Genomic DNA, 11,212 nt, shown 5'->3' with positions numbered 1-11,212 from the left:
CTTCGTCCGGTTCCCCGCCCGGAGGGGTGCGGAGGGGTAGTCACGATCCCGAGGAGAACGTGTGTCCGAGTCCGCGCCCCACCGCCGCTCGCTGCCCTTGATCGGCCAGGTCGGAGGCGGGCGTTCCCGCGCCACGTGCAGACTGCGCTGTGGTGACGCCTGCTTCCACCCCGCCCCCAACACCAGCGACAACGCCTACTTCGGCGACATCTTCCAGAAGGTGGTCTCCCGGCGCTCGGCGCTGCGCACGAGCGCCGTCACCGCCGGCGCCGGCGCGCTCGGCTTCGCCGCACTGAGCCCGGCCTTCGCCGACCGCGGTCCGAACCGCCCCAAGCCCAACCCCCGCGCCACGTTCCACAGCGTGCTGCCCAACAACGACGACCAGGTCACCGTCCCCAAGGGCTACGACCAGCACGTCATCATCCGCTGGGGCGAGCCGGTCCTGCCCGGCGCGCCCGAGTTCGACCTCGACAACCAGACCGCCGAGGCCCAGGCGCGGCAGTTCGGCTACAACTGCGACTACGTCGGCTTCCACCAGCTCGATGACGACCGCGCCCTGCTGTGGGTGAACCACGAGTACACCAACGAGGACCTCATGTTCGCCGGGTACCCCGGCGGCGACGAGGCCGACCCGGAGCAGATCCGCACCGCCATGGCCGCGCACGGCGGCTCGCTGGTCGAGATCGAGCGCGTGGACGGCACCGGCCAGTGGCGGCTCACCGGGGGCGAGCGCCCCTTCAACCGCCGCATCACCGCCACCACCTCCTTCCGGATCGCGGGACCGGCGGCCGGCCACGAGCTGCTGCGCACCGCCGCCGACCCGGAGGGCACCGAGGTCCTCGGCATGCTCAACAACTGCTCGGGCGGCATGACCCCATGGGGCACCTTCCTCAGCGCCGAGGAGAACTTCAACCAGTACTTCGGCTCCGCCCCCGGCACCCCCGAGACCAACCGCTACGGGCTGTCCACCCGCCTGCCGAGACGCCGTTGGGACCGGGTCGACGAGCGCTTCGACCTGTCCAAGCACCCCAACGAGGCCAACCGCTTCGGCTACGTCGTCGAGATCGACCCGCTCGACCCGCAGGCCGCGCCGGTCAAGCGCACGATGCTCGGCCGTTTCAAGCACGAGGGCGCCAACACCCGCCTGACCGAGGACGGCCGCGTCGCCGTGTACATGGGCGACGACGAGCGCTTCGACTACATGTACAAGTTCGTCAGCGACGGCCGTTACATCGAGGGCTCGCGGCGCCACAACCTGTCCCTGCTAGACTCGGGCACGCTCTACGTGGCCCGCCTGGAGGGCGACAGCCCCGCCGAGGAGATCGACAACTCCGGTGAGCTGCCCTCCGACGGCGCCTTCGACGGCACCGGCGAGTGGATCGCGCTGTGCACCGCCACGGAGAGCTTCGTCGACGGGTTCAGCGTCGCCGAGGTGCTCGTGTACACCCGTCTGGCCGCCGACGCCGCGGGCGCGACCAAGATGGACCGCCCCGAGGACTTCGAGGCCAGCCCGGTCACCGGCAAGGTCTATTGCGCCCTGACCAACAACTCCGCCCGCGAGCCCGGCCAGGTCGACGAGCCCAACCCGCGCGGCCCCAACCGCTACGGGCACATCCTGGAGATCATCGAGGCCGACAGCGACGCCGCCGCGACCTCCTTCACCTGGAACGTGCCCATCATCTGCGGCGACCCCGAGGACGACGACACCTACTTCGCGGGCTTCGACAAGTCCAAGGTGATGCCGATCTCGGCCCCCGACAACCTCACCTTCGACGCCCGGGGCAACCTGTGGATCTCCACGGACGGCCAGCCGGGCAGCCTGGGCTACAACGACGCCCTGCACGTGGTGCCGGTCGAGGGCCGCTTCCGCGGCGAGCTCAAGACCTTCGCGACCGTCCCCGTGGACGCCGAGGCCTGCGGCCCGTTCGTCACCCCCGACAACAAGACCGTCTTCCTGGCGCCGCAGCACCCCGGTGACGGCGGCACGCTGGAGGCGCCCACCAGCACCTGGCCCGACCGTGAGTTCCCGCGCCCGTCGGTGGTGTGCATCTGGCACCCCCGCGGCCGTGACGTCGGCAGGTAGCGTCCACCCCGCCGGAGGCGACGACGCGCGTCGGGTAAGGGTTCGTGCGCCGTAGGCGTCGTTTGGGGGTGGTAGCGCGGCCCCTGCGCGTAGCGCCCGCCCCGCGCGATGGCGGGCGACGGGTGGGCCCGGTCACCGCACGGTCGGTGGCCGGGCCCGGCCGCGTTCTCCGGACCGGTGTTGACACGTGTGTCACGGGTGTCCGCACAATGGGCCATGGCCACCAACCCCTCAGCCCCCGACGGTGACGCGGACACCGTCGACGCCGACCCCGTCTCCGATTCCACCGAGGCCACCGACCGGCTCATCGCCCGCCTCGACCTCTTCGACCAGCGGCCCGAGGCCCGGTCCCTGCGCGCTCGGATCAGGGAACTGCTCGCCCCCGCTCACGGCGACGCCGTGGTCGACGTCGGGTGCGGCTCCGGCCTCGCGGTCGCCGAACTCGCCGACGCCGGGGCGGCGGCGGTCGGGATCGACCCGGACCCGCGCATGCTCTCCCACGCCCGCGCCCGCCGTCCCGACCTGGACCTGCGCGAGGCCGGGGCCTACGATCTGCCCTTCCCCGACGGAGCCCTGAACGGTTACCGGGCGGAGAAGGTCTACCACGTGCTCGACGACACGCCCCGCGCCCTGGCCGAGGCCCACCGTGTCCTGGCGCCGGGCGGTCGCCTGGTCCTGGCGGGACAGGACTGGGACGCCTACATCGTCGACTCCGACCACCCCGACACCACGCGCGCGATCGTCCGCGCCACCGCTGACGGCCTGCCCGCCCCGCGCGCACCGCGGAGTGAGCGAGCCCTGCTGCTGGACGCGGGGTTCGAGCGGGTCCGTGTCGAGGGCCGTGTCCTGACCTTCACCGACGACGAGGTCCTGGGCATGCTGCTGGGTATGGCGCGGGCCGCGGTGACCGCCGGAGCCGTCGGCGAGGAGCGGGCCGAGGAGTGGACGGCCGACCAGCGGGACCGGGCCCAGCGCGGGCGGCTGTTCGTTGCGATCCCGTTCTTCCTGGTCAGCGCGGTGAAGGCAGAGTGAGTGGCGGGCCGTTCGATGGCGGTTCCGCCCGGATGCGGGGGTGCTCGCGTGTTCAACCTGGTCATCGTCGGCGGGGTGACCGTCGGCCTGGGGACCGTGTTCCTGGCCCGAAGGGCCGAGCGGGCCGGGGCCGCGCTCGATGAACGTCAGCGCGCGGGGGAGCTGACCCCCCAGGCCGCCGACCAGGCGCGGTTGCGTCTGCTGCGCCGGTCCCAGGACATCGGCCTGATGGTCACGTTCGGTGTGCTCTGCATCCTCGGAGCGGTCCTGGGCAGGGCCGTCCTCGCCGACCAGTGGGACGGCGAGACGCTGTACCACGTGGTCCTGCTGGCCGGGCTGCTGGCGTGGAGCGCGCGGGGGCACCTGCTGGTGCGCTCCCGGATCGCACGGGTCAGGTCGCGGCTCGGCTCCTCGCCCTGACCCGCGCGACGGGTCCGGTCAACGGGTGGGCGACCTTCGGTGCCCACCCGTCCGGACGCGTTCACGGCGCCGGAACCGGGCGCTCCCGGCGCACGACCGCACGCACGCCCACCGGCTGGAGCGCGAGCGCCGGACGGGGACGGACCCGCTCGGGCGCGAGCAGTTCCAACCGCACGCGCGCCCGCAACGCCGAGGCGATCACCTCGATCTCGCGCAGGGCCATGGCGGCCCCGACACAGCCGCGCTGACCCCCGCCGAACGGGAAGAACGCGTAGCGGTGGGCGGGGCCGCCACCGTCCAGCCACCGACGCGGCCGGAAGGACGCGGGCTCGGCGAACCACCGTTCGTCCCGGTGGGTCACCCACTGGCTGAGACCCAGCACCGTCCCGGCGGGCAGCACGTACCCGCCCACCTCGAACGGGCGTACGGTCTCCCGGCTGATCACCCACGCGGGCGGGTACAGCCGCATGGCCTCCTTGGCGGCCGCCCCGGCGAAGTCCGTCCCCTCTCCGCCGGGGCGCCCGCCCTCGGCCACCCGCCCGTCCGCCTCGGCGTCCTCGCCCAGGGCGAAGAACAGCCAGGTCAGGGCGTCGGCCGTGGTCTCGTATCCCGACATCAGCAGCGTCGCCAGCTCGTCCCGCACCTCCGTGAACGGCGGCGGTGGAACGGTCTCCAGCAACCGGCCCAGCGCCGTGGTCCCGCCGTCGGGACGGTGCTCGTCGATCAGGTCCGCCAGCACCCGGTCCAGAGCCCGCAGCGAACGGCGCAGCTCCAGGTTGACGGGGGTCGGCACCCATCCGGGCAGGCGCGGAGCCGAGGTCAGCCGCATGATCGCGCCCACCGCGTCGGACAGGGCCCGCCCGCGCGATCCCAGCGCGCGCCCGGCGATGTGCTCGGCACCCACCCGCATGGCCAGGTTGGACATCGCCTCGTGCACGTCGATCTCCTGACCGTCGTGCCAGGTGTCGACCAGGCGCGCGACCGCCTCTCGTGCCGCCTCCTCCAGACCGGTCAGCCGCCCGCTGCGGAAGGCGGGCCGCAACCGGGCGCGCTTGCGCTCCCAGTCGGCGCCCTCGCTGTTCATCGTGGCGAGCGGGAAGCCCGTCCCGCCCCGGCGACGGACACCCGGCCGGAGTTTGACGACCGTCTCGCCCCGGTCGACGAGGACGCGGCCGATGGCGTCGGGGTGGGCGAGCAGGACGTTGGCGGGGGTGAGCGCGACCACGTCGCCGTGCTCGCGTGCGGCGCGGGTGAGGAAGCCCAGGGGATCGAGGGCGTAGTCGGCGACGTTGGCGGTGCCGCGCCCGTCGTGCGGGCCCGGGGGAGTGCGCCCCGGAGCGGTCGGGGAGGCCGTCACGTCGTGCGATCCCTCCAAGGGGAGGCCCCGCACCGTGGTCACGGCACGGGGCGGGGAGTCCTGGGAACCGGGGGGAGAGTAGTCGTAGGGGGCGGCCAACCGCCTGCCGTCGATGAGGCGGAGCTTGACGGCGATGCGGTGGGCGACCCCCTTCACGGGGTGGTCCCTTCTCGCCGGGACCGACGCGTGATGGTCCCCGGCGCCGAATCTAGTAGTAGATGTAGGGGGCGGTCAGCCGCTGGCCGTCCACGAGGCCGAGCTTGGCGGCGATGCGGTAGGCGACTCTCTTCATGGGGTGGACCCCTTCCGTGGGATTCCGGACCCGTGCGGGGCCGGATACCGGCGGAATCTATCGAGGTCCCTCCCACCGAACAACTGTCCGAGAGGTGAGGCACCCCTGTCCCCGCGGTGGTGTGGACATGGAGGCAGGGAACATGCTTCCGTCCTGAACTGGGCCGACCGGTCACTGGTCGGCGCCTGTCCGAGAATCCGGCCCGACGGGTGACACCGTGTTCAGTCGTCTCCGCTCCGGTGGGCGCGGTGTTCAGGGTGGGATCCGGCGCCAGGGCGTGTTCTGCGGACGCCGCCCGTCGCGCGGCAGGGTAGGTGTCGGCGGCACACGCCCCAGATGATCGATTCCAGGGGGGCGGTGGTCATGGGCGGTCAGTGAGCGCGGGAGGGGCCGTATCGCCTGGTGAGTTCCCGATCGGCGAGGAAGTCGACGCCGCCGCGTCCCGGGCCTGCGCCGACGACGACGGTGTTGGCCGGGTCGAGGACCGGGTCCTCGCCGATCCACGGCATTTCCCGCGGGTCCCGGATGGCCATGCCCCTCAATCTACTGGATTTGGGTCAGCGAATCCGTGATAACGTGAACTCACGGATTTGTTGCGTCAAATCCGTGATTCATGTGATCGACGAAGGGTGATGCCATGAGTGCGGCCATCGAGCACGTCGGGTTCGCCACCGACGACCCCGCCGCCCTCACCGCCCACCCGGAGCAGCTCGTCGCGCTGCCCAAGGAGAACTACGGCGACGGCTTCCAGAGCGCCCGCCTCGCCCGGTTCGACGACGGCGCTCTCCTGGACCTCATCACCTGGTCGTCCGCCGCCGTCGCCGAGCGCGCGGCCGAGGAAACGCCGACCGACCCCCGGGCACGGGGCTCCCTCAGCCGGATCGGCGCCGTGCACGAGACGCGGCACGCTCAGGTACCGCACACCGCATAGCCCCCGAGACCAAGGAGAACGACGCCGTGCCCTCGGCAGACGAACTACTCAACGCGGACACCGTCGCCGACCTCGCCCGATGCCTTACGCGAGCCGGTGACGGGATCACGGCGCAGGAGACCCGGGGGTGCGGAGCCGACCTGGCCGGGCTGAGCTTCACCGAGCGTGTCGCCCTGATCAGAAACGCCGTCCTGGCCGACCTTCCCGCGGACTACCCGGCCTTCGCGCACGTGTTGCGCGCCGCACTGCAGGACGGCGATTTCACCGGATGGATGATCTTCCCCGTCACCGAGGCCGTCGCCGTACGGGGCCGGGACGCCTTCGAACCGGCGCTCGCCCTGCTCGCGGAACTCACCCCGCGCCTGACCGCGGAGATCGCCGTACGTCCCTTCCTCCAGGCCGACCTGGAACGCACGCTCCGGGTCATGACGCCGTGGACCGCGCACCCCGACCTCCACGTCCGCCGACTGGCCAGTGAGGGCACGCGGCCGAGACTGCCCTGGGCGCCCCGACTTCCGGAGCTGATCGCGGATCCGACACCCGCACTGCCCCTACTCGACGCGCTGTACCGGGACGACTCCGAGTACGTCCGCAGATCAGTGGCCAACCACCTCAACGACATCAGCCGAGACCACCCCGACATCGCCGTCGAGGTCGCGACGCGCTGGCTGAGCGACCCGGCGCCGACGACGACCCGGTTGGTACGGCACGGCCTGCGGACCCTGATCAAGTCCGGCCACGCCGGGGCCCTCACTCTGCTCGGCCACTCCCCGGACGGTCCCGTATCCGTCGAGGGCCCGCACGTCCACACCCCAGAGATCCGGGTCGGCGACCATCTGCTGTTCGACTACTCGGTGACCAACACCCACGATCAGACCGCTCACCTCATCATCGACTACGTCGTCCACCACGTGAAAGCCAACGGCAGCCGCACCCCCAAGGTCTTCAAACTCACCACACGGTCCCTGGCCCCCGGCGAGACGTGGCGCGCGACACGCAGGCACTCCTTCAAACCGATCAGCACGCGGCGCTATCACCCGGGCGTCCATCTGGTCCAGCTCCAGGTCAACGGCCGACCCCACGGGGAAGCCTCGTTCACGCTGCACTGCTGAGGGCGACCGCCTCGCGTCCCGCTCCGGTGGCGTATCCGCCATCACGCCGCCATCCCGACGGGGCTTCCGCCACCAGAGACGGGAACCCGTATCCGCGCGGCCATCCCTTGGAATCAATCATCTAGGGTGGTGCGCTGCCGGGACGGACGAGTGCGGAGGGACGGGACGTGGCCGATCTGGGGACCAGGCTGGGGCGCCGGGTGGCGGAGGCCGCCGACGCGGCGGTCGCGCGGCGCGGGGCGGTGTCGGTCCTGGACACCCTCACCGCGCTGGGCTGGGTCACCGACCGGGCGGTGGACACCTGGCGGCAGGGACGGGTCGACGCGCTCCAGGACCTGATCCAGGCGCCCCCGGACAAGCAGCGCGCCGTCGTCGTGCTGCTCACCGCCTGGGCGGAGGCGCGCGGGATGGAGCGGCACGAGGGCGAGTACCCGGCCGCCACGCGCGACCGCCGGGAACTGCGCTTCACCAGCCGCGCCGATTCCGCCGACGAACGCGGGTTCCGCGCCCACTGGGTCTCCCCGAACGCGACCGCGGCCCAGCGCGGGCGGGAGGAGCGGCGGCGCGCGAAGGTCCCCGACCTGGAGGTGCAGGAGGCGGACGGGCCGTGGGAGTGCGCCGGTTGCGGTCTGACCGCAGAGGGCCCGAAGCTGGTCGAGGACGGCGCGCCGCGCTGCCTCACCTGCGTCGACCTCGACCACCTGGAGTTCCTGCCCGCCGGGGACGCCACCCTGACCCGCAGGGCGAGGAAGGAGAGCGTGCTGTCGGCCGTCGTGGTGCGGTGGGTCCCCTCGCGAAAGCGCTTCCGCCGCCTCGGCCTGCTCGTGGAGGAGCGCGCACTGGTCGCGGCCGAGGAGGCGTGCCTGGCCGACGAGGACGCTCGCGCCCGTCGCCGTGAACGCGACGCCGTGCGCCGCGCGGACCAGGACGTGGTGTTCCAGGAGCGCTTCGCCGCCGAGATCACCCGGCTCTTCCCCGGCTGCCCCGCCGACCGCGCCCGGAGCATCGCCGAACACACCGGCGTGCGCGGCAGCGGCCGGGTGGGCCGCTCGGCCGCCGGACGCGACCTCGCCCCCGGGGCGGTGCGCCGCGCGGTCGTGGCCTCCGTCCGGCACGAGGACACCCCCTACGACCGGCTCCTCATGGACGGGGTGCCCCGGGAGGAGGCCAGGGCGCGCATCGCCGACGGCATCGACCGCGTCCTGGCCGGGTGGGCCTGACCGCCCTGACGGCTCCCCGTGATCGTCTGGACGCGCGAGGCCGATCCGGCGGCCAGCCGGGCGCCTACCCGCGGGCTCGGTCCGTCAGGGCCGGGAAGCCGACCCGAGGATCTCCACGTACCCGTCGGTTCCGTGAACACGGATCCGCTGTCCGTCCCGGATCCTCCGGGTGGCCCGATCCACACCCACGACGGCCGGCAGGCCGTACTCCCGAGCGACCACCGCCCCGTGCGTCATGAGCCCGCCGACCTCCGTCACCAGTCCGGCGACGGTGACGAACAGGGGGGTCCAGCTGGGGTCGGTGTAGGCGGTGACCAGGATGTCGCCCGGCTCCAGGTCGGCCCGCGCCATCTCCGTGACCACACGGGCACGACCCTCCACCACCCCGGCCGAGACCGCGAGACCCGCCATCGCCCCGGACGGGGCGTCGGCGGGTCGGCGGCGGCCGTTGAGGACCTCGCCGTCCGAGGTGAGGAGCCTGGGCGGGGTGAGCGCCTCGTGGGACCGGAACGCCTCCCGCCGCTCCCGAACGAGCTCGGCGTCCACCTCGCCGGTGCGCACGACCTCCTCCAACTCCCGGAACCGGAGGAAGAAGACGTCCTCGTCCTCGCGCAGGACACCGGACCGGGCGAGGCGGCCGGCCTCCCGCAGCAACGCCTGCTTGTAGACGAAGTAGCGGTTGACCATGCCGTACTTGGGGTACTCCCGGTATCCGGCGAAGGCGCGGACGCGGTCGATCATCCGCTTGGTCTCCTCGGCCCTGCCCTCTCCGCCCGGGAGGGCGCGCAGGCGCGCCAGCACGTCCCGCTCCTTCTGGTACGACTCCCGGTTCCCCCGTTCGAAGCGTCGCCCGCCTTCGCCCGGCGCGAAGTTCCTGACGTTGCCCAGGAGGACGGGCACGAGCGCGGCGGGCCGCTCACTCCAGCGCGTCCTGGTGATGTCGATCTCGCCCACGCAGCGCATCCCGTACGTGTCGAGGTAGCCCCGGATGGCCGCACGTGCTTCCGGTCCGCCGGGCAGCCCGGCCATCTCGTCCAGGAAGCCGTCGCCCTCCCGGCCCTCGTCCGCGACACGGTTCAGGAACGCCACGACGTCCGGATGAGGCCGGACGGCGTCCGCCACGTCGAGAAGGGCCAGCCCCATCTGCGAGGTGACGTTGTGGTCGACGGACCGCGTGAGCGTGTCGGCCGCGTTCTTCTCGCCCAGCCAATCCTCCAGGTGTTCGTTGAGCCAACGGCTCGCCTCCATCGCCGCGGTGACCAACGCGAGGCTCCGCGGGTCGAAGAGGAGGCGTTTCAGCTCCACGATGTCGGCCCGGATGAAGTCGAGCAGCGCCGAACCGGACAGGTTCCGGATCTCGCGCCGCAGGGCGGCGACGGAGGCCTCATTGCCTCTGATCAGCTCGCTGACGATGTCGGGATCGGCCTCGACCGGGTCGGGCCGGTCACCGGCGGGCGGATCGGCGTCGGGTGCGGCGGTGGAGTCATCCTCCAAAAGCCCGCGGACGAAGTCACCGCGGTCGAGGACGGTACGCAGCGCGTCCCCGAGCAGCGGGTCGGAGCTCCCCAGAGCCTCCAGGAGGCCCGTGCGGCCCGCGGGCGTCGCCAGGGCGGGGGCGACATCGACGAACAACCGCCCGCCCGCCTCGTGCATCTGGCGCGGGGTCGTCATCTGCCACAGGGAGAGCCCCAGTGGCTTCATCGCGTCGGTCATCATCTGCTGGTGACCGACGGAGACGTAGACGTGGTTCTCCTCGTCATCGGCCGTGGGGACGGGGAACAGCGTGGTGATCGGACGGCTCTGAACGATGTGGAAGCCGTCTCCGACCCGACACCACTCGATGTCCTGCGGCCGGCCGAAGTGCGCTTCGACGCTCCGGCCCAGCCGCGCCAGGCACACGACCTGTGCTTCCGTCAGAGCCGATCGTGTCCGGCGTTCCAGCTCGATCGGTACGTCCCGGACACCGCCTTCCGGTGACGCCTGCGCGCTCAGGGTCTTGGTGGCGATCGTCGTGGAGACGACCCGGTCGTCGCGCACCGTGTGGACGTCACCGCGGACCCGGCCGGAGACGAGCGCCTCGCCGAGCCCCCATCCGGCTTCCACGGTGACGGTCTCGCGGTTCGAGGTCACCGGGTCCGCGGTGAACATGGTCCCGGACGCGTCCGGGAACACCATCCGCTGAACGACCACGGCCATACCGACCCCGCGGTGGTCGAAGCCGTTGCGGATCCGGTAGGCCACCGCCCGCTCGGTGAAGAGCGAGGCCCAGCACCGCCGGACGTGCAGAAGGATCGCTGGAAGGCCCGTGATGTTGAGGTAGGAGTCCTGCTGGCCGGCGAAGGACGCCGTCGGCAGGTCCTCGGCGGTCGCGCTGGAACGCACCGCGTAGGAGGCGTCCGCCCCGAACCGGACGAGCGCCTCGCCGATCTCCTCCGCGAGGGCGTCGTGTACCGCCACGCCTTCGACACCGCGGCGGATATCGGCGCTCAGCGTACGGATCGCCGTGCGGTCGTCCGGTTCCGCGCGCGCCAGCCGATCGAGAAGCGCGTCGATCGACGGTAGGTCGCCGACGGTCCGTCGGAAGGCGTCCGTCGTGACGCAGAAGCCGTCCGGCACGCCGACACCGGCGATCCGCGCGAGCTCGCCCAGAGCCGCCCCCTTCCCGCCGACCTCTGCGATATTCGTCGCGTCGATATGCGCGAAGTCCATGACACAGCGCAATTCCGATTCCCCCGTCATTTGCCGATTCAGTTCGCGGAGCAGCA

At 72.2% G+C, this 11,212-nt stretch carries 10 protein-coding genes; 6 read left to right on the top strand and 4 right to left on the bottom strand.

Annotated elements, in window-relative coordinates; all coding sequences use genetic code 11:
- The first annotated feature begins 61 nt into the window (after positions 1 to 61).
- The 3 genes from KIK06_RS09310 (at position 62) to KIK06_RS09300 (ending at position 3,535) form a co-directional block, all read left to right on the top strand.
- Positions 62 to 2,083, top strand: a complete 2,022-nt coding sequence (locus KIK06_RS09310; protein WP_268642818.1) for a PhoX family protein — start codon at positions 62 to 64, stop codon at positions 2,081 to 2,083.
- A 216-nt stretch (positions 2,084 to 2,299) separates the two neighbouring features.
- On the top strand, positions 2,300 to 3,115 hold the full coding sequence (locus KIK06_RS09305; protein ID WP_017601327.1) for a methyltransferase domain-containing protein: 816 nt from the start codon (positions 2,300 to 2,302) through the stop codon (positions 3,113 to 3,115).
- A 48-nt stretch (positions 3,116 to 3,163) separates the two neighbouring features.
- Positions 3,164 to 3,535, top strand: a complete 372-nt coding sequence (locus tag KIK06_RS09300) for a hypothetical protein (RefSeq protein WP_017601326.1) — start codon at positions 3,164 to 3,166, stop codon at positions 3,533 to 3,535.
- A 61-nt stretch (positions 3,536 to 3,596) separates the two neighbouring features.
- On the opposite strand, the gene KIK06_RS09295 is transcribed toward KIK06_RS09300, so the two are convergent.
- The 3 genes from KIK06_RS09295 to KIK06_RS09290 form a co-directional block, all read right to left on the bottom strand.
- Complete coding sequence (locus KIK06_RS09295; protein WP_268642817.1) at positions 3,597 to 5,048, bottom strand: cytochrome P450; 1,452 nt, start codon at positions 5,046 to 5,048, stop codon at positions 3,597 to 3,599.
- A 52-nt stretch (positions 5,049 to 5,100) separates the two neighbouring features.
- A complete protein-coding gene (locus tag KIK06_RS29355) occupies positions 5,101 to 5,184 on the bottom strand; it encodes a cittilin family RiPP precursor (protein WP_394296863.1) in 84 nt (27 codons plus the stop codon).
- 371 nt (positions 5,185 to 5,555) lie between these two features.
- The gene (locus KIK06_RS09290; protein ID WP_268642815.1) at positions 5,556 to 5,717 is read right to left on the bottom strand and encodes a hypothetical protein; all 162 of its coding nucleotides are present in this window, start codon (positions 5,715 to 5,717) and stop codon (positions 5,556 to 5,558) included.
- Positions 5,718 to 5,821: 104 nt separating this feature from the next.
- Here KIK06_RS09290 and KIK06_RS09285 point away from each other — a divergent pair, with 104 nt between their 5' ends.
- The 3 genes from KIK06_RS09285 to KIK06_RS09275 all read left to right on the top strand — a co-directional run bounded on the left by KIK06_RS09285 (position 5,822) and on the right by KIK06_RS09275 (position 8,447).
- A complete protein-coding gene (locus KIK06_RS09285) occupies positions 5,822 to 6,115 on the top strand; it encodes a hypothetical protein (protein WP_268642814.1) in 294 nt (97 codons plus the stop codon).
- A 26-nt stretch (positions 6,116 to 6,141) separates the two neighbouring features.
- On the top strand, positions 6,142 to 7,227 hold the full coding sequence (locus tag KIK06_RS09280; protein WP_268642813.1) for a DNA alkylation repair protein: 1,086 nt from the start codon (positions 6,142 to 6,144) through the stop codon (positions 7,225 to 7,227).
- Between the two features lie 167 nt (positions 7,228 to 7,394).
- Positions 7,395 to 8,447 (top strand): DUF2293 domain-containing protein, encoded by a 1,053-nt coding sequence (locus KIK06_RS09275; protein WP_268642812.1) that lies wholly within the window; start codon positions 7,395 to 7,397, stop codon positions 8,445 to 8,447.
- Between the two features lie 84 nt (positions 8,448 to 8,531).
- Here the strand turns inward: KIK06_RS09275 and rph are convergent, their stop codons facing one another.
- Complete coding sequence (rph, locus tag KIK06_RS09270) at positions 8,532 to 11,156, bottom strand: rifamycin-inactivating phosphotransferase (RefSeq protein ID WP_268642811.1); 2,625 nt, start codon at positions 11,154 to 11,156, stop codon at positions 8,532 to 8,534.
- Between the last annotated feature and the right edge of the window lie 56 nt (positions 11,157 to 11,212).

Origin of the sequence: Nocardiopsis sp. EMB25 (assembly GCF_026797795.1) — a bacterium.
GTDB lineage: Bacteria > Actinomycetota > Actinomycetes > Streptosporangiales > Streptosporangiaceae > Nocardiopsis > Nocardiopsis lucentensis.
The sequence above is the reverse complement of the archived record's forward strand: the minus strand, read 5'-3'. Positions and strand labels throughout refer to the sequence as shown.

Bases quoted from the DNA above. Each gene is read 5' to 3' on its own strand.
- KIK06_RS09290 (WP_268642815.1), bottom strand. From the start codon at position 5,717: ATGGCCATCCGGGACCCGCGGGAAATGCCGTGGATCGGCGAGGACCCG.
- KIK06_RS09305 (WP_017601327.1), top strand. From the start codon at position 2,300: ATGGCCACCAACCCCTCAGCCCCCGACGGTGACGCGGACACCGTCGAC.
- KIK06_RS29355 (WP_394296863.1), bottom strand. From the start codon at position 5,184: ATGAAGAGAGTCGCCTACCGCATCGCCGCCAAGCTCGGCCTCGTGGAC.
- rph (WP_268642811.1), bottom strand. From the start codon at position 11,156: ATGGACTTCGCGCATATCGACGCGACGAATATCGCAGAGGTCGGCGGG.
- KIK06_RS09285 (WP_268642814.1), top strand. From the start codon at position 5,822: ATGAGTGCGGCCATCGAGCACGTCGGGTTCGCCACCGACGACCCCGCC.